15 protein-coding genes are annotated in these 21,466 nt (G+C 60.1%); 5 read left to right on the top strand and 10 right to left on the bottom strand.

From position 1 onward, the window contains the following. Window positions 1–11: 11 nt before the first annotated feature. Genes AR689_RS17255 through AR689_RS17235 form a run of 5 tightly spaced genes read right to left on the bottom strand, consistent with a single transcriptional unit; the run spans window position 12 to window position 5,427 of the window. Window positions 12–1,295: a glycosyltransferase family 4 protein gene (locus AR689_RS17255; protein ID WP_082698034.1), complete on the bottom strand. Its 1,284-nt coding sequence runs from the start codon at window positions 1,293–1,295 to the stop codon at window positions 12–14. Further along, entirely contained in the window at window positions 1,292–2,191 is a 900-nt protein-coding gene (locus AR689_RS17250; RefSeq protein WP_062072088.1) for a hypothetical protein, read from the bottom strand. The genes AR689_RS17255 and AR689_RS17250 overlap by 4 nt, the downstream gene beginning before the upstream one ends. Further along, entirely contained in the window at window positions 2,175–3,539 is a 1,365-nt protein-coding gene (locus tag AR689_RS17245; protein WP_082698033.1) for a lipopolysaccharide biosynthesis protein, read from the bottom strand. Before AR689_RS17245 ends, AR689_RS17250 begins: the two co-directional genes overlap by 17 nt. Next, the gene (locus tag AR689_RS17240; protein ID WP_062072085.1) at window positions 3,539–4,864 is read right to left on the bottom strand and encodes an O-antigen ligase family protein; all 1,326 of its coding nucleotides are present in this window, start codon (window positions 4,862–4,864) and stop codon (window positions 3,539–3,541) included. The genes AR689_RS17245 and AR689_RS17240 overlap by 1 nt, the downstream gene beginning before the upstream one ends. After that, window positions 4,861–5,427 (bottom strand): DapH/DapD/GlmU-related protein, encoded by a 567-nt coding sequence (locus AR689_RS17235; protein WP_156424631.1) that lies wholly within the window; start codon window positions 5,425–5,427, stop codon window positions 4,861–4,863. The genes AR689_RS17240 and AR689_RS17235 overlap by 4 nt, the downstream gene beginning before the upstream one ends. Before the next feature lie 850 nt (window positions 5,428–6,277). Between AR689_RS17235 and AR689_RS17230 the strand changes: the two genes are divergently transcribed. The 5 genes from AR689_RS17230 (at window position 6,278) to AR689_RS17210 (ending at window position 11,962) form a co-directional block, all read left to right on the top strand. Further along, the gene (locus AR689_RS17230) at window positions 6,278–7,504 is read left to right on the top strand and encodes a glycosyltransferase family 4 protein (RefSeq protein ID WP_062072083.1); all 1,227 of its coding nucleotides are present in this window, start codon (window positions 6,278–6,280) and stop codon (window positions 7,502–7,504) included. A 44-nt stretch (window positions 7,505–7,548) separates the two neighbouring features. Beyond that, window positions 7,549–8,586: a GDP-mannose 4,6-dehydratase gene (gene gmd / locus AR689_RS17225; RefSeq protein WP_062072082.1), complete on the top strand. Its 1,038-nt coding sequence runs from the start codon at window positions 7,549–7,551 to the stop codon at window positions 8,584–8,586. Then, window positions 8,583–9,548 carry a GDP-L-fucose synthase family protein gene (locus tag AR689_RS17220; protein WP_062072080.1) on the top strand — a complete coding sequence of 322 codons (966 nt, stop codon included), beginning with the start codon at window positions 8,583–8,585 and terminating at the stop codon, window positions 9,546–9,548. The genes gmd and AR689_RS17220 overlap by 4 nt, the downstream gene beginning before the upstream one ends. A gap of 3 nt (window positions 9,549–9,551) precedes the next feature. Further along, window positions 9,552–10,502, top strand: coding sequence for a nucleotidyltransferase family protein (locus tag AR689_RS17215; RefSeq protein ID WP_062072079.1), 951 nt, complete (start codon window positions 9,552–9,554; stop codon window positions 10,500–10,502). A gap of 71 nt (window positions 10,503–10,573) precedes the next feature. Further along, complete coding sequence (locus AR689_RS17210) at window positions 10,574–11,962, top strand: UDP-glucose dehydrogenase family protein (RefSeq protein ID WP_062072077.1); 1,389 nt, start codon at window positions 10,574–10,576, stop codon at window positions 11,960–11,962. Here the strand turns inward: AR689_RS17210 and AR689_RS23150 are convergent. From AR689_RS23150 to AR689_RS23670, 5 genes are all read right to left on the bottom strand, one after another. After that, entirely contained in the window at window positions 11,959–12,294 is a 336-nt protein-coding gene (locus tag AR689_RS23150) for a hypothetical protein (RefSeq protein ID WP_156424630.1), read from the bottom strand. The two genes, AR689_RS17210 and AR689_RS23150, sit on opposite strands and share 4 nt — an antisense overlap. 282 nt (window positions 12,295–12,576) lie before the next feature. Then, window positions 12,577–15,147 (bottom strand): helix-turn-helix transcriptional regulator, encoded by a 2,571-nt coding sequence (locus AR689_RS17200; RefSeq protein ID WP_231745572.1) that lies wholly within the window; start codon window positions 15,145–15,147, stop codon window positions 12,577–12,579. A gap of 316 nt (window positions 15,148–15,463) precedes the next feature. Further along, window positions 15,464–16,438 (bottom strand): acyl-CoA thioesterase, encoded by a 975-nt coding sequence (locus AR689_RS17195; RefSeq protein WP_062072072.1) that lies wholly within the window; start codon window positions 16,436–16,438, stop codon window positions 15,464–15,466. Between the two features lie 47 nt (window positions 16,439–16,485). Next, window positions 16,486–16,737: a hypothetical protein gene (locus AR689_RS22820; RefSeq protein WP_231745571.1), complete on the bottom strand. Its 252-nt coding sequence runs from the start codon at window positions 16,735–16,737 to the stop codon at window positions 16,486–16,488. 75 nt (window positions 16,738–16,812) lie between these two features. After that, window positions 16,813–21,174: a rhamnogalacturonan lyase family protein gene (locus tag AR689_RS23670; RefSeq protein ID WP_286158884.1), complete on the bottom strand. Its 4,362-nt coding sequence runs from the start codon at window positions 21,172–21,174 to the stop codon at window positions 16,813–16,815. Between the last annotated feature and the right edge of the window lie 292 nt (window positions 21,175–21,466).

Genomic DNA, 21,466 nt, shown 5'->3' with positions numbered 1-21,466 from the left:
CGGATTGAGAACTATTGGCCACGTACACCACTTCCAATTTCTTGCAGGAACTGCGCAATTCCCTCACGGAATGGACCCCACCCCGATGCTCTGGCGATCTCCAACGCTTTGGCGCTCCGCTGTTCAACCAGCCCAGGGTCATCGAGGAAATGTTGGAGTTCGGCAACAATCTGTTCGGGCGCAAAGCGATCCACGATTGCACCGGCACCCTGGGCCACGAGGTCGTCGACGCCGCTTCCGAGCGTGACTATCGCGGGCAGGCCCTGGCTCAGTCCTTCCAGAGCTGCGAGGGACCGGCCTTCAACGAGGCTCGGTAGCAACAGCACGTGGTGCTTGCGCATTTCCAGGAGGATTTGGCTCCTCGGCATCGTGCCGCGGTAATCCACCGTCCCGAGCATGTCCTCAAGTGCGGGGAAAGTCTCGCCAGGCAGTTGGCCAATGGCAGTAACGTGCACGGCGGAAGAGAGTGCTTTGGCCGTGGACACCACATCAGCAATCCCCTTCATGCCCACGATGCGGCCCACGAACAACACCTTTAGCGGGCCTGCGCCGTCCCATGTCAGGGGTGCCTGCCCCGGCTGGACGTCGGGACAGCCGTAGGGAATCTCTGCTATTTGGCTATCCACGCCAGCCGCACGCAGACTCTCAGTAACTTGGGCCGACGGTGAGATCAGCCGCGTGGCCAACGCGAGCTCGAGGTCCTCCATGGCATGGACCTTGCTTCGGGTTAAGTCCTGGCGCGCCGTGATTGCCCATTCCGGGGCGAGACTTTCGAGCTGTTGGGCCCAGCGCCTGGTGGCGGCCCAGTGAACGTGTGGAACTTCCAGAACGGTTTCCATGCCGCGTTCTCTGGCCACCTTGAACACTCTTGAAGCGAAGGTTGAGTATCCGTAGATGGCGGTCGGCTGATTCAGCCGGCCGAGGGACTTGATCGCCTTATTCTCTACCTGCCAGGCGACCCAGTGCGCGGACAGCGGACCGGATGCTGAGCCAAGCCGCCTCAATGCTGCCGGGCGGGTTCGCAGGAGAAGATTGCGGACGAGTTCACTGGCCGGCGTGACATGCAGCTGACGGTCTTCGATCATGGGAAAAAGCCGGCGTTTGACCAGTGACCTCGCGGGCGGGAGCCAAGACAATGCCTCCGAATCTGTCCAGCCGATTGAGGTGACAAAGGCGGACAGTTGGCGGTGTTCGCTCAGCGAGGTCAGGGTCTGACGAACGTTCTCGTTCCCGAAGGGGTGCACCAGCATCGTTTGCATGGAGCCCGCGGATGTATGAGTAGTGGGTACCGTCATGGCGTGTTGGTGATGTCAGTGGTGACGGCGGTGATGTCATCAGGGCCAAAAACCGCAGCGATTTGGAAATCATTGCGGCCGCCTTCCACGTTTTCGCTGTGAAGGGCATCTCCTTGCGAGCGTGGATACATGGTGAGATGCTGTCCGCCGGAAGGCAGTACTCGGCGCCGGTATCCATTGCGGATTGCCAAGGCGTTGAGCCAGACGTCATCCGCACGTGGAGCCACCTCCCGAAACGAAGTCCCCGCCTCCCGTATCGCCGACTGTAGCCGGGGAGGCAGGAGAACCCCCGCTCCTCCCGTCAGGAAATTCGCGTGGCTGACTGACCCAGTGGGAGCCGGTGTCCATGAATTGTAGTTTTCCATGGTGCTCCGCGACGCATCGGGCCTCATGCGGTGCGCCCGGTAGGCAGGAATCTCGTGATCATACCCGGTCGCGCCAACGAGGAGCTCAAGCCAACGGCGTGGGTACATCAGATCATCGTCGGCTAGTGCGAGGCCCAAACCATCTTGGGCGAACTCGCGACAATAGGGAAAATACTTCTTGTGGGGTCCGAAATCCTCGCAGTGAAGAATTTCCAATCCTCGCCGCTGAAGGCGCTGCAGCATGGGATACGCGGCAACGTCGAAATCCGGTTCGTCTACCCAAAGGATCATCCGGCTCGGGAGCACTGAACCAGCGGCGATCGACTCCAAGGCATGGGCCACTATTCCCAACCGGCGGCCGTAGGAGGTCATACTCAACGCGACGTCCGCTGACCCCGTTACTTTCCGCTGGCTAAAGCGATTGCGTAGCCGGAGGCAGCTGATGAGCCCCACTTTGTACGCAAGCCGCGGAATCCTCGGCAGTGAAATGTCCAAGGCAAGCTGAGGCCCCGGATTACTTGGAGACGGCATTTACGTTCTTCTTTCCTGTGATTTTTTCAAGGGTGTTGCGGGCGAGCTGAACATCCTGACGCCTAAGCCCGTAGAAGCCCCGTATTGCCATCCCAAAATGCCTGCGCAGCCATACGATGTTCATCGTGCCGGCGACGATGCTTCCGGCCAGGGTGGCCAGGGCAGCTCCCATCGCTCCCAGGGTAGGTACTGTCACCAGAAGAATGGCGGTGTTGAGGAGGGCTCCAATGACCATTCCGAAACTCCGTAGCCCTGGCCGCCCCCGTGCGCTGAGACCGGCGCCGGCTACCGAGCCAGGGGTCCCCAGGGTGACCCCCGCGAGGATCACCCAGCACACTGGAACGGCGGCGCTGAACGTCTCACCGAAAAACAAGGGGATTGCCCATGGAAGAACCACACCGATCCCAATTCCCGCCGAGGCAGTTGCCGCCGAGGTCAAGCGCGCGGTCTGTTGGAGACGTTCCCGGTCCTCAGGCTGGTGGGAGCTTTGCGCGTCGGAGGAGAAGACGACATTTCGTACAGCCCCTGAGAGCACGGCAGGGATCTCACCCAGGCTGACAGCCACCGAGTACAGTCCGAGTTGTGCGGCGTTCCCGAAGGGAACCATCAGAAGCTGGTCGAGGCGTAAAAGCACAACCCCGGCCAAGGATCCCACCCACAAGCGACTTCCGTAGTTGAAGAGCCGCACTCTTGCAGCGGTGGAACTTCTCCATCCCTGCCGGTATGCGATGAGGAATGGTAAAGTCACAAGCCCCTTCAACAGGGGAAAGCCGAGCATTACCATCGTTGCTGCCAACGGGGTCAACGTATTCGACATGGCTAGAACGGACAGCACAAGAAGCCGCAGTACCGACAAGCCCAAATCAATCCTGGCTGATTGCTTCCACGCATGGTTTCCGGCTAAAACACTGTTCGGCACTGAAGCCCAGAAAGTGGGCAAGGTCAGGATCGCGGTAACGAAAATGAGCTGTTCGATCTCCGCATTGCCATCGGAGAGAAGAGAGGCGCTCAGTGCCACAAGGGCCGCTGCCGCTATCCCCAACAGTGTGAGAATCCAAAACGCCCGCCTAACTGCTCTTCGGGCGCCTCGCGCCTGCCTGGCAACGTAGAACGTGAGTGCTTCCGGGATGCCAAGTGCTCCGACTGCCACAGCGAAGAGCATGGGAGCCATTCCGGCGGCCAACTCTCCCCGACCTACGACGCCAAGGGATTGGGCCAGGATTGGAGCCGTAGCAAGGGACATCATTGGCGTGATTGCCGAGCCGGCTACGGCGTAGAAGAATCGGCTTCCATGGCTTTCCTCTTGAGACTCTTCCGTACTCGACCTGCGGCGTTTGCGAGCTCTCATCAAGCGAGTACCCGCCTCGCAGGAAAGGTCGATGAACCGCCTGGCGTCGGGAACTGACTCGACGAGACCCTTTGGGGGCTCTCCCTTACCTGAGGTGTGGGGTGGGAGCGGTAGCTAGCCATAGCGAGTACGAACCAGAAAAGGTGGATGTCGATCGAGTTGCCGCCGATGGAGCTGTAGCCATTTATCGAAACGATGATCAATGCTGCGGCTGCGACGCCCGGCCAACTCTCCCTTTCCTTGATGTCGATCTGGCCGAAAAGGACACAAATCATGAAGATGAAGAAGGCAACTACGGCAAGAATGCCGAACATGAGAGCCATCATGAAATAGCCGTTCTCAAGGCTGGATCCCAAGGTGCCCACGCCCTTGAGATCGCGACTTCCCGGATAGCCGCCGGAGAAGAACTCTGAAGTGTGCTCCCAAAACCAGTCGACAGCAGCCACTCTCAACGCGGCCGAGCCGTTGTCGTCCTCGAACTTTCGCAGGAGCTTCTCACCGGCTTCGCCTTGAATGCTGATCAAAAGTGCCCCGAGGACAACGGCGGCCAGAAGAATGCTTCGAAGGACTTTTTGTCCTCCGATGATCACGAGGAAGACGAACCCCACAACGGTGAGAACGAGGCCCATGCGGCCGTAGGCAAGAGGCACAGTCACGAGGAGGACGGCCGCCAGCGTGAAGCGCAGGAACATCGACTTGATCAGGGCAAGAAGCGGCATGGTTGCCGCAAAGAAGACTCCAACTTGGATGCCGTGTCCAAAGGTGCCAATTGCCGCGCCAAGCTCTGAAACTGTGCCAGTCAGCCAGATCCGCGAGAAATCACTTTCCCACACCAGGGGCCTACCTGTAGCCACCTGAATCTGCGATAACACTGCTTCCGTGAGTGCCAGGAGCATAAACGCCACCAGGAAGGCTTTTCCTGCCCCTGGCATGGAGCGGATGGAATATCGCATAAACACGAAGATGTAGTAAGGAGCCCACACGATGCCAAGGACAAACATCCCCGTATCCAGCAGTCCTGCACTGCCGGGGTTTCCGACGTCGGTCATCATGACTGCGGCGATGCCACCAATGATGGCCTGGGGCCAAACGCCTGCGGAACGGATCACCCGTCCGAAGATGGTGGGAGCGAATACCGCCTGGACAAGGACAAAGCACAGGAAAAGGTATGTGGACGGATGCAGCCCGGGCATGACTTCGTTCTGAACCACGCCTGGTACCAGGAGCCGGACCGCGATGACGACGGCCAAAACGATATGCATGCGACGAACAAATACGACGCTGAAGACCAGACCGAGTCCTATCCAGATGATCAGCGTGCTCAAAGTGGCGTTCCGTCCGCCTTGCGCATCCGTGCAGGCAATGTGGTACCTATCGGTGCCAGCAGCCGCGTGCCGTCCGGTAGATCCTTCACTACCAAAGTGCCGGCTCCCACCAGGCAGGAGGCGCCGACCTTCACGCCGCGCAGCACGATGGCCCGGGCACCTATCCAGCTACCGTCACCAACCGCAATTGGAGCGTTGTCGAACTCAAAAGTAGGGGAGTCGAAAGAGTGGCTGCCGGTGCAGATGAAGACGCCTTGTGAGATGCAGCAATCGGAACCTATGGTGACTGGCTCAAGATTGAGAATCCAAGCATCGACGCCGATCCAAACGTTGTCCCCGACGGTCAGCTTCCAGGGCCAATGGATGGTAACTCCGTGGCGGACTTTCACGCCTTGGCCGATGGAGGCGCCGAATGCCCTGAGTATGCGCACGCGCAATGACGACGGGCACCACCACGTGCTGAAGACCAGGTTCTGGATTGCGAACCAGGCCGCCTGACAGAGTAGTCCGCGGCCTTTGTCGTAGCCGGCGCCGGTGAACCCGGCGAGATCCAACCGGCTCATCCTGGGAGGAGTCCCAGCGCATGAGCGTGACATGCGGTTAATACTGAACATGACAGGGCCGTCGTCGTGGTGTCCATTTGTCCTCAGCATTCTGTCTTCCGGATACCACCCGATTCTGGTTGGAGTCTCGCACCCCTAGGCCCACCTAAACCCACTTTCTCAGTGGTGCTGTCAGCGACCAGGCAATCCCTATCAGACAACCAGCGGCGGAATCAGGTGCCTTCAGCTTCCGGGCACGCCACTGGTGATTTTCGGGTCCTCAGTGGAGGTCTGAGGCTATTACGTAGGGAGGCCAAGGCCACCTGCGTGTCAGGCAAAGCCGGCGACGGCGTTGCTACTTTCCGGCCTCTCCACGCAGACGTTTTCAGTTGCCATACGCAATACCGTGCGGACCTCCACGGAGGAAGCCGATAGGTGGGGGAGCTGGTTCAGCCCTGCAGGGCTCCACCACTGAGGAAGTGGGTCCTTTCGGCTCTAGGGGGTGTGCTCCTCCCGCCAACATCGACTGGTATCCGATTGACAGAATGCTGAGGCGAAATGGACACCACGACGACGGCGCTGACATGTTCCCCATCAATGACAGGTCGCACCCATGCCCTTGAACACCAGCCTGCGGCTCAAAGCCTGGCTGTTCCCCTTGGACGGGAAATCCCGGGTGACCCCTACCCCGGTGTTGCTGGACGAGGGCGACGAATCGCCTTGATTGCGGGCATCGTCCTGGGCCATGCCGTCACCCTTTTCGGGCCGTTGCTGCTTGGTCGCATTCCCCTGGCGCCTCTGTGACGTCCGAACATTCGCTGCTCCGGAGGCGGGCACGGGCCATGAGCTTCCGCCGGATCGGTAGGGGCTCATGAAAGCGCTGATCGTGGGACTGAACTATGCCCCGGAGCCCAGCGGAAATGCTCCCTACACCACCAAACTCTCGCAAGGACTGGCGCGACGCGGGGTCTCTGTCAAAGTTCTGACCGGATATCCCCACTATCCCGAATGGAAGATCGCCGACGGCTATACCGGCCTTTCCATGGAGGAGTTTTTTGGGGACGTCGCGGTCAAACGACTGCGGTCCACCGTCCCCCAAAGGCCCAACGGACTTGGCCGTCTCATCATGGAACTCACCTTTGGGCTCCGCACCGTGCTTGAACGCTGGGACCGCCCCGATGTGGTCCTCGTAGTCAGTCCCGCCCTTTTCTCGGCGGCGTTCGCGATTCTTCGAGCACGCCTTTTCCGCATCCCGGTGGGTATCTGGGTTCAGGACCTCTACAGCAAAGGCATAGAGGAGACGGGCGATGCCGGGTCTCCTCTGGCTTCAGTCATGAAGCGCCTTGAATCCACGATTCTCAACGCCGCGGACGGAGTAAGTGTTATTCACGACCGTTTTCGCGCGCATGTCATCAATGATCTGGGCGTCCCCGCACACCGTGTCCGCGTGATTAGAAATTGGACTCATGTTCGGCACCAGCATTCGTTTGACAGGTCCAAGGCCCGCGAACGCCTCGGCTGGGCCGCAACTGACTTTGTGGCGTTGCATGCGGGCAACATGGGCGTCAAACAAGGGCTGGAAAACCTGATTGATACTGCGCGGCTGGCAGGGCGCAGCGGAAGCGATGTTCGTTTTGTCCTACTGGGCAACGGCAATCAACGGCGCATCCTCGAATCCAAGGGTGCGGGCATTGACAGGCTGCAGTTCCTGGAGCCGCTTCCGGACCGGGACTACTCGGAGGCGCTCAGATCGGCGGATGTGTTGCTCGTCAACGAGCGTCCGGGCGTAAGAGAGATGTCCGTGCCCAGCAAGCTCACAAGTTACTTCGTGACGGGGCTTCCGATTATCGCGGCTACGGAGGCCGGCAGCGCAACAGCACACGAGCTTTCCGCAGCAGGCGCCGGCATCCGGGCTGAGTCGGGATCGCCAAGGGATCTGGTGGCCGCTATTGAGCGGCTTCGCGAGGACCCTGATTCTGCAAAGGACTTCGGTGCTGCTGGTCGGCAGTACAGCGACAGGGTGCTTACCGAGGAGGTGGCCGTGGACAGCTACGTCGAGTGGTTGAACGATCTGGCGTCGGGTCAGCGATCGCGCTGAGACAGCATTTGCCACATTTATCTGTACGAAGAGAAGGAAAAACCTTGGCCAAGAAAGCGCTAATCACAGGAATCACAGGGCAGGACGGCTCCTATCTTGCCGAACTCCTGCTGTCCAAAGGCTATGAGGTGCACGGCCTGATCCGCCGCTCTTCAACCTTTAATACGTCCCGTATCGACCACCTGTACGTGGACCCGCATAACAGCAAAGCACGCCTCTTCCTTCACTATGGCGACCTTTCCGACGGCGCCCGGCTGGTCACGCTGCTGGCTGATATCCGTCCCGACGAGGTCTATAACCTGGGGGCCCAGTCCCACGTCAGGGTTTCCTTCGACGAGCCGGAGCACACGGGCAATACGACGGGAATTGGCACAACCCGGCTTCTGGAAGCTGTGCGCATGGCTGGAATCGAAACCCGCTTTTACCAGGCATCCTCGTCTGAGATGTTCGGGGCTACTCCGCCGCCGCAGGATGAGGCTACTCCCTTCTATCCCCGTTCTCCCTACGGCGCGGCAAAGGTTTACAGCTACTGGATGACCAAGAACTATCGGGAGGCCTACGGCATGTTTGCCGTCAACGGCATCCTTTTCAATCACGAATCACCCCGCCGTGGCGAGACGTTCGTGACTCGCAAAATCACGCGTGCTGTCGCGGCCATCAAGGCTGGAAAACAGTCAGAGCTGTACATGGGTAACCTGCAGGCTGTCCGCGACTGGGGTTATGCCGCAGAGTACGTCGAAGGCATGTGGCGCATGCTTCAGGTGGATGAGCCTGATGACTATGTCCTTGCGACAAACGAGGGCTTCACCGTCAAGGACTTTCTTGAGAACGCGTTTGAACATGCCGGGTTGAACTGGGAAAACTACGTGCGCTTTGATGAGCGTTACCTTCGTCCTACAGAAGTTGAAGCACTCATTGGCGACTACTCGAAAGCCAAGGAAAAGCTGGGCTGGGAGCCGACCATCAGGACACCTGAGCTGGCTCGTCTCATGGTGGACGCCGATATGGAGGCGTTGCAGCATGGGGGAAACCCGTGGATCGATACTGTTGATCTGCAAACTTGGAAGGCTCTTGCTCGATGACGGCCTTTACTCCGGGGCGGCTTGACCGATCGTCCCCCTTCTACGTCGCAGGGCATGGAGGCCTGGTGGGATCCGCTCTGTGGCGGAAACTCGCGGCGGAGGGCTTCACGAACACGATAGGGCGAACGTCCAAGGACCTGGACCTCAAGGACCGCCAGGCTGTCTTCGCATTCTTTGAAAAGGAAAGGCCCCGGTATGTGGCACTGGCCGCAGCCAAGGTTGGCGGCATTCTGGCGAACAAGACCTACCCGGTGGATTTCCTCAGCGAAAATACCCGGATCCAAGTAAATGTGATGGATGCAGCGCAAGAATACGGGGTGGAACGGCTGCTGTTCTTGGGATCATCCTGCATTTACCCCAAGCTGGCGCCCCAGCCCCTCAAGGAGGAGTACCTCCTCACAGGACCGTTGGAGGAGACCAACGAGGCTTACGCAATCGCCAAAATTTCGGGAATCAAGCAGGTTCAGGCTGTCCGTCAGCAGTACGGTTTGCCGTGGATTTCAGCCATGCCTACCAACCTGTATGGGCCTGGTGACAACTTTTCGGCCAATGGATCCCACGTTTTGCCGGCCTTGATCCGCCGTCTGGATGAGGCCCGGGCCCGGGAAGATGAGTCTGTAACCAACTGGGGAACGGGTGCACCTCGACGCGAGTTTCTTCATGTGGACGATTTGGCTGACGCTTGCTTACATCTCCTGGAAAACTACGATGGTTCGCAACATGTGAATGTTGGTGTTGGGTCGGATCTGACGATCAAAGAGCTCGCCAGCCTTGTTGCAGCCACCGTTGGTTATCGGGGTGCACTTGCTTGGGATACGACGAAACCCGACGGCACACCTCGGAAGCTCATGGACGTGGAAAAGCTGGCGTCGCTGGGCTGGACCGCCCGCATTTCCTTGAAGGACGGAATCGAGTCCACGTACTCCTGGTACAGGGAGAACCGGAACGGCCTGAGGGACTAGCTTGTGGCTCCGGTCCATCTCCTGCTGGCGGCCATGAGGCCTCCGGCCCAGGCAGGTCCATCGGGAGAAGTCCTCAGGATCAACGAATCGATCCTGCTATCCGCTGCGCTGGTGTCCCATATCGCTGCAGAGTCCAACATTCGGGTGCTGCTCATCAAAGGTCCAGCGGCGACCTTAGTAGGCGCCCGCCCCGTCAGGCCATCGCTTGACCTGGACGTCCTCCTCCAGCGCTCGGAGTTGAAGGCCCTGCTGAATGCTCTTGGCCAGAGGGGGTGGGAGGCGAGAATCCATGAAGTCTCCGAAGCGTTCCCCGATCACTCCACCACTCTCATCAACCCGGGGTGGCCCACCGACATTGATGTTCATTGGCGGTTTCCTGGGTTCTACGAGGATGAGTCTGAGGTGTTTGATCGTCTCTGGAGTGCCAGGCAAAGCATAGAACTCGGTGGGCGTCCGGTGTGGACGCTGTCACGCAACGACGCTCTTCTTGTGACGCTCCTGCATGCATTGCGAAGTCCCGCCAAGGGTGTCCTCCATGATGACGTCTCATTCTGCCTGGGGGAGATCACGGCATCCCCGCAGGAGCACTATGACAGGGCCTTGGAACTGGGGGCGATAGGTCCCTTGGGACCTTTGTTTGCGATGTTGCCGGAGACCCGGGCATTCGATGTTGGTGAGCCGCCCTTTGATTGGGTTCTTCGGACGACGGCGCAAAGGTCTGCCACGCTCCGTCTCTTCCATCTCATGGAGATCCCCTGGTCCAGAAAATCGGCAGCGCTGTGGCAAGCCCTGGTTCCCTCACGGGAATCGATCAGCTGGCATGACCTGGAACTTCGCGACAGGAACCACTGGCAGCAAACGTCCTTCAGGCTCCGCCGACTCTGGCGGAGTGTGACCGAGGGTGTCCAAACCCTGAAGGAAGTGCGTGAAATCCGTGCCCGCATCCGCAAATAGATGCACACCTCCGCCGCCCGGCGGCCCTCACAGTTTTGATCATTTTTTGTCACTCCGAAAAGCGAGGACTCATGCGTATTACCGTCATAGGCACCGGTTACTTAGGTGCCACCCACGCAGCCTGTATGGCCGAACTCGGCTTTGAGGTTCTTGGACTCGATATAGACCCCGCGAGGGTCGCGTCGCTTTCAGAGGGGCTGTTGCCGTTCCACGAGCCCGGCCTGCCCGAACTTCTGAGGAAGCATGTGAAAAGCGGACGCCTTCGCTTCACCACGTCCTACCAGGAAGTGGGAGCTTGGGGGGATGTGCACTTCATTGGTGTGGGAACTCCCCAGCGGGCTGGTGAGGGTGCCGCTGACATGTCCTTTGTGGACGCAGCCACTATTTCGCTCGCCCGCAACATCACCAAAGATGCCCTCATTGTCGGCAAATCAACTGTTCCGGTGGGCACCACGAGGCGTCTCAAAACGCTTGTTCGTGACAACAAACGCCCCGGCGTCACAGTGAATCTTGCCTGGAACCCTGAGTTCCTTAGGGAAGGCTTCGCCGTTGTGGACACCTTGACGCCGGACCGCCTTGTCATTGGTGTGGAATCGCCCGAGGACGAGGTGGTCTTGCGGGAGGTGTATGCGACAGCCCTTGAGAGTGGCGTGCCTCTGATCAGCACCGATTTTGAGACCGCTGAACTGGTCAAGGTCGCTGCAAATGCTTTCCTCGCTACAAAGATCTCCTTCATCAATGCGTTCTCCGAGGTAACCGAGGTTATTGGAGGAGATATCCGCACGCTGGCGGATGCGATTGGCTTGGATGCGCGGATTGGGCGCCGCTTCTTGAACGCAGGCATCGGCTTCGGCGGTGGGTGCCTGCCCAAGGACATTCGCGCCCTTCAGGCACGTGCAGCTGAGCTTGGCGTGGATCAGAGTATGCGGTTCCTTGATGAGATGGACGGTATCAATCTGAGGCGCCGGGAGCGCGCGGTGGACTTGGCCCGCGTGATGCTTGGTTCGCTTTCGCAAAGCAGGATCGCCATTCTGGGCGTCGCGTTCAAGCCCAACAGCGACGATGTCCGAGATTCACCGGCCCTGGACATCGCCAATAGGCTGTTCGACGAAGGCGCGGAGGTATGGATCTATGATCCTGCAGGCAACGCCAATGCCTCCCGGAGGTCCCCGCAACATACTTACGCAGCATCTACCGAGGATGCCGTGAGGAATGCCGACCTCATCCTGATCCTCACCGAGTGGGACGAGTTCAAAGCCCTGACAGCGGAGGGTCTTTCTGCGAAAACGCGCTCGCGGAAAATTATTGATGGGCGGAACATTCTCGATGCCCGGGAGTGGGAAGGTGCAGGGTGGACCCTTGGTTCACTCGGCCGGCGCTACGTAGCGAATCCGGTGACTGGCGGCCTATCACGTGAGCACCTACAGCTGAGTTCTGGCCCCGCCCCTTCGCGATACTAGACCGATTGCCTCGACGGTACTGCCTGCCTCACGGTAGCGCGGTACCGTCGGCTCACTGCTGTGCGGCTGGCCTGCGGGGGGATACCAAGTTTTCGTCGGACTGATGCCAGCTGGTTTCGTAGTGTCGAGTCAGCAATACCCAGCCGTTTGGCTACTTCGATCCGGGGCATTTCCTCGTCCCTGAGGAAATAGGCATTGGCCGCAACTTCCTCGGCAGAGGTCAAGGGGACGAAGTTCCGGCCGGAAGCAGGATCAAAGGGTAAGTGGATGCCATCGGCGGCAATGCTCTTGACCGCTGCCAGCAGGACGGGGAGTGTGGCTGTTTCAGGCACGTAGCCTCGTACGCCGAGATCCATCAGACGCAAGACTCGGGAGCTATGGAGCACGCCGCCGTAGACGAGCACTCGATAGCTGTCATGGACCAAATCCAGCACATCGACATCTAGCTCCGGCAACGTCCCATCAACCACAGCCACTCTTCCCGAGGGTACGGATTGCAACGAATTCGTGGCCCAATGGATCAGAGCTGTGAATTGCCGGTGAGCGCTGACAACTAATAATTGGGGCAACTCTGTGACTCCTGTATTGGTGGATCAAACGTTCTTACGCCAGTGCTAGGGCTTGGATCGGGAAGCTTCAGTGGCGCCTGACGCCAAGGATTTAGGTGCATTTCGGATAAGATCGGCGAGCTGTTTTCGGGTGGTCGTATCGGTTTTTCGCAAAGCATTGGAAATGTGGCTCTCCACAGTCCGGATGCTGATACCAAACTGCTCGGCGATGTCCTGGTTGCTGTGCTGCCCGGCCACCAAGGCAACCTCAATTTCCCTCAAGGTCAAGGAAGAACCGGGAGGCTCTGACTTGAAGTCAAGCAACGTTCCCACCACACCGAAACGGGCGGCGAAGTCCTTGGCTGCCCTTCTGATCTCGCTCGCGACAGCAGGCTCGCCGCTGAGCTGGCACCGCTGCTCTGCCCCGCGAAGAACCATGGACACTTGGAACGTATCTCCGTCCAGCACGTAGGTGTCCAGCAAATGACGAAGGCGTGGAAGGTCCATCTCAATGGCGGCGCCCGCCACTGCCAAAAGCTGATCGTGGACTGTTATGGCGCGGTCCTCCAGGATCCTCTGAAGGAGCCCCCGGATGCGCGGGCCGGGGAGGAGACCCAGTGCGAAGAGCCCCGTATGCGTGGCTTCGAAGGCGAAACCCCGTGCAAGGGACTTTTCGATGATTCGGCTGGCTCGCTCGTCGAAGGCCTTGGCGCTGGAAGGGCGGCTGGCGGCGAGATCGTGCAAACCCGTTCCGAAACCTGGGAACGGCCCGTTCTCCCTTCCGCTGGAACCGGCCGTCACGCCCAAGGAAGTAGCTGGAACTGCGTCCCGAAGTGATGACAGGCGCAGCATGGCCACGTGCAAGGACTCCACCAAGAATCCTGGTTTTCCCAGGGAAAAGGCCCGCCCCATGAGATATTCGGCTTCGTCGAACAGGCCGTGGTGCAGGAGGGAGAGTGCAGCTACATAACTGTGACTGACGAACGCGAACTGATCGACATTCTGTAAAGCCTTCTCCCGGTGCTCCAGAGCCATGACCAGTGCCGCATCCTCCCGACCGTTGGAGAGCATCGCCATTCCGCGGATGAAAGACTTGAGCGGCGGGTAGCCAGGTGCATCCGCGGAGAAGTCCAATGCGTCTTGTGCCCTCTGGGGGTTGAGGCGGTACAGCTCCAGCAGTCCCTTGATGGCTGGGGCAATGCCGCCTTGCGATCCATGCTCGAGGGAATCAACAAAGGAGTGATCGTGGTTGCCGGGGATGCCGCCGTGAGATGTGCGAAGGAAAGCCGTGACCGCGTCGGCTTCATCCCGCAGATCAGGTTCCTTGGAGGCCAGAGCTTGCATTGTCGCAATCGCGCCGGCCAGGTTCTTCTCATGGGAGAACTGCCAACATGCCAACGACATAGTGAACAAGAAGAGATCTCCTGATTCACCGTGGTCAGCGTCGGTTTGACGCAGAACCTCCTGGACCCGATGGATGTTGGCAGGCGCTCCCCAGTAAACCCTCAGGGTCGCCACAGCATTGGACAGGCTTCGATCGTTTTGCCACGTTTGGTAGCACGACTCTTCAAGGGCGTCGCGGCGCTGCTGGAAGTATCGGGTGGCAGCCGCGTGGTTGCTGCCCATTTCCGTGCGAAGAGCGGAAAGTGAAGCCGACATCATGTCGTCAGTGGCTGGCGGTACTGGGAGACCGGCCGAATCTGCAGTGACCTGGTCTGTTACGGCGCTCTGGAGAATTCTCCGGGAGCTTAGCGTGTGGGCTCGAAGGTAGTCGTCCACTATGGGCGGAAAGACAGCAGCCAGAAGGGTTCCATGCGAACCCTGAATGACCGAAATCAACCCGTTGTATTCAAGGTTGTCGAGGATGTCCTCGCCAACAGTTGCAACCAAGCGGTCAACGGGGCTGGGACCTAGAAGTGACATCTTGTTAAGTGCCCGGACTTCCTCCGGCCGCAAACCTTGGAGCAAGGCTTCCACTGTCCCGTTGAGATGTTCGTTCATGAGCTTTGGGCCGTTCATGCACCACAAGCCGTCCCTGAGAACCACGCGCCCACTGAGTGCCGAGGTCTGGATGATTCGCACCGCCAGCCGCAAATTGCCGCCGGACTTGGTGAGAACATTCGCAACCACATTCACTTCCGCCGGATGACCAAGGGTTTCGGTGATGAGTTTGCCGATTTGTTCGTATTCCAGCGGAGCAAGGGAAACCGTTGCTTCGGGAATGCTGCCCAAATAGCCGGAGCTCCTGGCCTGGAACGGCCTGTCATTCATGGTGGTAATCAGCGGAACGTTGCGCCTTCTCCTGAGCACGTCCACTACCGCCAATGACTCTCGGTCCAGGTTTTCGAGATCGTCGATAGCTATGAGATGCGCCCCGTTCCTGGCCATCTGAACCGAGAGAACGTCCACGATGCCGAGAATGCCAATGGTCCTGGAACGAAGATCCAAGCCGAGCGAAAGAACGCCCGCAAAAGGCACAGCAGCAAGAGCTGGCGCAGCGAACATGGTGTAGACCGTGGCGCCATCCTCTTCCAGTTTTGCAACGACGCTCTTGAGGAGGCTGGTCCGGCCGCTGCCTGGTGCGCCAACGATTCTTACCCCCAGACCTTTGCCGACATAGTCCAGGACACTCTTCATCTTCCGCTTATACAACTGATGCCCCCCTTTGGAAGCGGCTGATGGACCACTTGACGCTGCCAAGAGCCTTGCTTCTGTTAGACCTACTGTTTGTCCGAGAGCCATCGAAGAAAGGAGAATGCCGGCTCGTCAACTAACGGAAGCGGGGTGCCGGCTCACCATTGCCTTATTCCGAGTCACTCAAGTCTCAAGTGCACCCATGACGTGATTCGTGTCGAGGAACGATAAAGCACCCTAGTACTTGTGAATGGCAGCTGGAGGCACGGCGAAGCAGCCCCGGCACTCAACGAGGCAGCTTAAAAAGTAAAAGCCAGGTTTAGCTTCCTGTGAGGTTCTGGAGATGATCCGGCAGCCGGTTGCCCGGGGCGCGCCCACGGATTTCCAGCAGCTCCCGGGCATGCGCATGGAGCTTCCTGTCCTCGTCAGACACCGGCTCCCAAACTGGGATGGGGACGGCTGTCCCTGTTTGGTCGCGCGCCACCATTACCGTGAGGCAGTACGTGGTCAGGTTCATGACCTTGGTTTTAGGGTCACCCGAGCGGACGTGAACCGCGATGTGCATGCCCTTGGCGCCGGTGTAGACCAGCCGCGCCTCCACTTCTACGACGTCGCCGATCAGCAGGGGCCGGTAGAAGCGGACACCGCCGGAAAACACTGCCACCGTGTCCTTGCCGCAGTAGCGGGAGGCGCAAACATAAGCGGCTTCGTCGATCCACTTCATCACAATGCCACCGTGAACCTTGCCGCCCCAGTTCACATCAGTGGGTGCCGCCATAAACCGCAGGACGACGCGCTCGGCGGTTCCGGCGTCGGTGTATTCCTGAGCGTTCATCGCATTGACGATCTGTTCGCGGACCTCGATCCGAGCCAAGGCGTGGTCCCGCCGCTCGATTTCCTCAGTCGTGGACGGCTTAAATTGCGGCACGGGAATCGGCTTACCGTCCGGCCCGACGGCAACGAAGATGACCATGCATTGACTGTGCATTGTCTCGGGACCGCCCTTGGGATCCCTGGAGCTGACCACGGTGTGGATGTGCATGGAGGAGCGCCCCGTATAAACGATGGTGGAAGTCACTTCCACCATGTCCCCGCTGTTGACTGGATCCGTAAAGTGGATGTTGCCCACGTACGCCGTAACGCAATAGGCCTTTGCCCAGCCCACGGCTGCTGCATACGCTGCTTTGTCCACCCACTCAAGGACGGTACCGGCGTCGACGGACCCGCTGTGTCCTACGTCCATGGGGGCCGCGAGGAAGCGGAGGGTCACTGAATTGGCAGCATCATCGCTCATGGTGGCAGTTTACTGTTGCCAAGTTTCTGTTACGTGACGAAGTCAGATCACCCGCGGTGGATGCCGAGGGTGGCGATGAGATCCTCGCGGAGTTCGAACCAGGTCCAGTGGAAGGAGTCGCGGTCCGTGGCTGTGAGCCACGCCGTGTCCTGGACAGCGTGCTTGAGCGCGCCCAGAAGGCGCTGCAGGCGGCCACTACGCCGGTGTTGATGTCTGTGAAATCGTCGTGGACGGCCATCACCGCGTTTCGCGCGTCGGCACCCGGTGCTGGCGCCGACACCGGTGAGGATGGTGGTCATCCGGCTATTTCCACCACCTGAAGCGCCGCCTCCGCACCAACAGGTGCAGAGGCGGCGCTTGCCGTGGCAGAGGGGCTACTTGCTTCCCGTATATGCAATATTCGGAATAGACGGTGCATCCATGCCCACACCGATATAGAAGCCCGCGTGTGGCGGCTGGTTATAGGCGATGTTCTCGCGTGCGACAGAGAGCCGGTACACGGGATCGTGCATCAGGGTGCGGAGCCGAACATCAGTACCGGACGTGGTGGTGTAGATCCGGAGCTCCGTGCTGTCCGCGGAACGCCAGGCAATTTCTTCCCGCCAGTCGCCCAACAGATCGGCTTGTATAGCCGGGTTCCCCTTGGTGCTGTTGTTGGTCAGGGCACCGTTGGCCGTCAGCAGGCGATCGCTGCTTTGGGTGTTCCAGTTCCACTTGCTGATGCTCGGTGTCCCACTGTTGCTGGCAACGTCCCAGTCGTGGTCCACGATTTCGCGGAGCAGGTCGCCGTCCCACCACGCCAGGAAGTTTGCTGCCGGGATGTTGGTGGAGAGCAGCTCACCCTTGGCCGAGCGAAGTTCGCCCACCGGGGAGTTCCACGCAGCGTCGCCGCCTACGGCCCACCCTTCAGCACCCAGATAGCGCGGGTCAATATCGCCCGAGGCCCCACGGCCGGTGTCCCTTGCCGCCGGGATGCTCCAGAGCACTTCCCCGGTGGCGGAGTCGCGGAAGGTTGCGCCGAGATTTCCACTCGATCCCATGTCCTCATGGACTGCGAAGGTTTCCAGGCCCGGACGGGAAGGATCCAGATCGCTGGTGTGAATGGCATCCCCATGACCGAGGCCGGTGGTGTAGAGCGGCTGGCCATTGTCATCGATGGTCATGGAGCCGAAGATGAACTCGTCCTTGCCGTCGGCATCCACATCAGCCACGGATAAGTTGTGGTTGCCCATGCTCCGGTACTGATCGCCGGAAACGTTGGAGTCGAACACCCAGCGCTTCACGATTTTGCCACCCACCAGGTCATAGGTGGCCAGGACTGCGCGGGTGTAGTAACCGCGGCTGAACATCATGGACGGGTGCTCGCCGTCGAGGTAGGCCACGGCTCCGAGGAAACGGTCCACGCGGTTGCCGTACGTGTCACCCCAGGCGCCAACGTCACCGCGCGGCGGGTCATACGCCACGGTGTCCATGATGGTTCCTGTCTGGCCATGGAAGACCGTCAGGAATTCCGGGCCGGTGAGGACATAGCCGCTGCTGTTGCGATGGTCGGCGTTGGCATTGCCGATCACGGTACCGGCGGCATCCCGGGTTCCATCGGCGGTCTTCATGGCCACTTCAGCCTTGCCGTCGCCGTCGAAATCGTAGGCCAGAACCTGGGTGTAGTGGGCCCCGGCGCGGATGTTCTGCCCGAGGTTGATGCGCCAGAGTTTGGTGCCTTCCAAGGTGTAGGCGTCCACGTAAACGGTGCCCGTGTACCCGGCCTGAGAGTTGTCCTTGGAGTTGGACGGTGACCACATCTGGATGATCTCGTACCGGCCGTCACCGTCGACGTCGGCAACCGTGGCGTCGCCGGCCGAGTAGCTGTACGGCTGCCCGTCCTTGGTGTAGTCGTCGGCAGGCTTGTCCAGTTTGATGGCCAGGTAGTCCTGAGCCAGCGGGCTGAACTCCGTGGTTTCCTTCTCGCCGCTGCTGCCGCCGCCGGCTACCTTGATGACGTACTTGGAGTTCGCGGTGCCGGCGGCGTCCAGGTAGCTGGTGCTGTTGGTGATGGGTGATGATGTGATCTTTTTGCCGTCGCGGAAGACGTTGAAGCCGATCTTGTCCTCATCGAGGCCAAGCATGCGCCAGCCGATGCGGATTCCCTCTGCTGTTGGAATCGCCACAGGTGCCCGGTCCAGCTTCTCCATCTGGCGGTTCAGGACCACCACGTCTTCGGTGCCCACGGTTTCAGACGGAGCCGATTCTCCCCCGGCGTTCAGGGCCGTGACCCGGTAGTAGTACTTGATGGTGGTCAGGACGGTGGTGTCGGTGAACTTCTTGTCGTCGGTTTTACCTACGTAGGTGAAGGCCCCGTCAGCTGCCGTGGAGCGGTAGATGAGGTACGCCGTCGAGCCCTTAACTTCGCCCCACTGTAGTGAGACGCTGGTCTTTTCCACCTTCTTGGTTTTCAGTTTTTCAGGTGCTGCGGGCGCTGCGGTGGCGGGGTTGATCAGGGGCACGTCCAAGGTGTTGGACGGGACGGACTCCAGGCCTGTGCGGTCTACGGCGGTGACGTAGTACTTGTAGGGCAGGCCTGCCGTGGCGGTAGCGTCCGAATATGCCGGTTCGGCAATGTTTTCCGCGATCAGCTGCGCGGACGTCTCGAAGGGTGCCTGACGGAAGACGCGGTAGCTGGCGGCGTCGCCAACAGCGTCCCAGGAAAGTCCGACGACGGGCGGCTGGGCGGCTGCGTCAACGGACGTTGTCTTGAGGTTGCTTGGGCCCACCAGGAGCGGGGTCACCTCGAGCCCGTTGAGGCGCTGGCCGGATCCACTGATGCTCAGGTTGAGTTGACCGTCCGTTACCAGGACCTCGTTGATGACCTTGGTGGCGGATGCGGCTTTGCCGGAGGTGACGGTGCCGAAGCCCTTGCCTTCTACAGCGATGTCAGTGCGCGTGGAGCCGATCCAGTCGCTGTGGTACGTCTTCAGGGCGTAGGTGCCGTTGGGGACGTCCAGCTGAAATTCGAAGCTGGCGCCGCTGAGGACGAAGTCCCGGAGCAGGTTGGTGGTGGTTGCGCCGCGGTCGCGGTCGCTGAGGACCGTGATGTCCTTGAAACCGTAACCGCGCTCGGCGGAGTAGGCCATGGTGCGGTTGACTTCGGTGTAGCCAGCTTCCACCGGGGCGCCGACAGGTCCGAAGTCGAACTTGTACGTGGCTTGCTTGGTGGTCACCGCCAACGTATCGCTGTACTCGGACAGGCCCTTGCCGTTCATCGCCGCCACGCGCACGTCATATGCGGTGCCTTCTGCGAGGCCATTGAGGTTGGTGGTGGGGATGGTGGACGTGGTGGCTAGCTTGTACGCGGTGTCCGGTTCAGCGGCCAGCTTGCGGTAGATCTTATAGATGTCCGCCCCCTCCACCTGCTGCCACTTGAGCAACGCTCCGGCGTTGGAGACACTGCCGGCCACCAGGCCTTGCGGCTTGGCAGGAACGCTCGACGGCGGCGTGACCTCCTGGACGCGCGATGCCAGCGGAACGTTGAGCTGCTTCATGCCGCCGGCGAGGAGGCGGGCGATCTGGATGGCGCCGTATTCCTGGAAGTGGGTGTCGTCAGCGGTGCCGCTCGGGCGTCCGGGGTACACGCCGGCGTCGACGTGGAGGAAGACCGATTTGGCTTCTTCGGGTCCGATTGCATCGTAGTAGCCGCGGCTGAGGGCGGACAGATCCACCAGGGCCACGTTCTCTTCGGCCGCGAGTTCCTTCATCTTGTCCACGTACTCCGGGAAGCTGACGCGGAATTTACCGGTGGCGGCGTCGAAGTCCCGGCGCCCCACCGGGGTCACCAGGATGGGGGTGGCGCCGCGTTGGCGGGCACCGTTGACGTAAGTGCGCAGGTATTCCTTGTAGTCGGCGGGCGATGCGTAGCGGTCGTCGACGCCGATGGTTGCGTCGTTGTGGCCGAACTGGACCATGAGGTAATCGCCGGGGTTGATGACGCGGAGGATCTCGTCCAGCCGGCCCTGGCTGATGAAGTTCTTGGAGCTGCGGCCGCCGATCGCGTGGTTGTAGACCGCAACCTTGTCGTCGAGGTAGCGGTCGATCATCTGGCCCCAACCCGCCTGTGGCGCGTAGCCGGGATCATACGTCTGCACGGTGGAGTCGCCGGCCAGGTAGACGCCGGGCTCCGTTGTCGCCGTGCGGGGCGCGCGGGCCGAGATGACCAGCGAGTTGATTTTAGCGGCGGTTCCGGTGATGTCCAGATTGAGCTGGCCGTCCACGAGTGAGATGGGGAATTCCATCTCCAGGAACTGACCGGCCGGCTTGTCGGTGGCTTGGACTTTGGCCATTTTCTCGGCCGTGATGGCGATGTTGGTGGCTTCCGTTGCGTCGCCGGCAATGAGCTTTACGGTGTAGTCGCCATTGGGTAGGTCCACCTGAAAGGAGCTGCCCTGAGCTTGGACGAAGTCGCTCCGCAGGGCATCCGGTGTGCCCCTGTCAGTCCCGGAGGTGACTGCTGTGTCCGTGAAACCGAACTTCGTGGCGGCGGTGTAGGCGCTGCCTGCGTTCACTTGCGTGTACCCGTCCGCCACGACGCCAGGGCCGAAGTCGAACGCGAAGCCGCTTCCGGCCGGGGGGAGTGACGTCTGGGCGTGAGCCGCAGGAAGGCCGGTGAAGGCCAGTGCCACTGAGGCGACGGTGGCAGTCAGGGCTGCGGTGCCCGTCCTGGCCGCGCGTTGAGGGGGGTGTTTCACGAACATCTCCTTTGATGACGCATGGGGGTGTGTACCAACCACGCTGTCGGACTTTGTATCGTTTCATTAACCGGCAAGGCGTCTTCCCTGGTGTTTGGCGCGAGGCCATCGACTGAGGATGCGGTGGAGGGGTTCGGAAAACGCTTGCCCGGTGGGGATATGTTTACCAGCCCACAAAAGAGTCAGTCAAGGAATTGACGGGAGAATTTGTTTCTTTGTGTTCTTAAACGTCAATTGTGACGGGGCGGCCCAATCCACAATTTGCGGACTAAATGAGAATCAATATCATTTA

The sequence above is a fragment of the Arthrobacter sp. EpRS71 genome, assembly GCF_001512285.1.
GTDB lineage: Bacteria > Actinomycetota > Actinomycetes > Actinomycetales > Micrococcaceae > Arthrobacter.
The sequence above is the reverse complement of the archived record's forward strand: the minus strand, read 5'-3'. Positions and strand labels throughout refer to the sequence as shown.

Excerpts from the sequence above, each read along its gene's own strand:
- AR689_RS17255 (WP_082698034.1), bottom strand. The coding sequence starts at position 1,295 with ATGACGGTACCCACTACTCATACATCCGCGGGCTCCATGCAAACGATG.
- AR689_RS17250 (WP_062072088.1), bottom strand. The coding sequence starts at position 2,191 with ATGCCGTCTCCAAGTAATCCGGGGCCTCAGCTTGCCTTGGACATTTCA.
- AR689_RS17245 (WP_082698033.1), bottom strand. The coding sequence starts at position 3,539 with ATGAGAGCTCGCAAACGCCGCAGGTCGAGTACGGAAGAGTCTCAAGAG.
- AR689_RS17235 (WP_156424631.1), bottom strand. The coding sequence starts at position 5,427 with ATGAGCCGGTTGGATCTCGCCGGGTTCACCGGCGCCGGCTACGACAAA.
- AR689_RS17230 (WP_062072083.1), top strand. The coding sequence starts at position 6,278 with ATGAAAGCGCTGATCGTGGGACTGAACTATGCCCCGGAGCCCAGCGGA.
- AR689_RS17220 (WP_062072080.1), top strand. The coding sequence starts at position 8,583 with ATGACGGCCTTTACTCCGGGGCGGCTTGACCGATCGTCCCCCTTCTAC.
- AR689_RS17210 (WP_062072077.1), top strand. The coding sequence starts at position 10,574 with ATGCGTATTACCGTCATAGGCACCGGTTACTTAGGTGCCACCCACGCA.
- AR689_RS17200 (WP_231745572.1), bottom strand. The coding sequence starts at position 15,147 with ATGAAGAGTGTCCTGGACTATGTCGGCAAAGGTCTGGGGGTAAGAATC.
- AR689_RS17195 (WP_062072072.1), bottom strand. The coding sequence starts at position 16,438 with ATGAGCGATGATGCTGCCAATTCAGTGACCCTCCGCTTCCTCGCGGCC.
- AR689_RS22820 (WP_231745571.1), bottom strand. The coding sequence starts at position 16,737 with ATGACCACCATCCTCACCGGTGTCGGCGCCAGCACCGGGTGCCGACGC.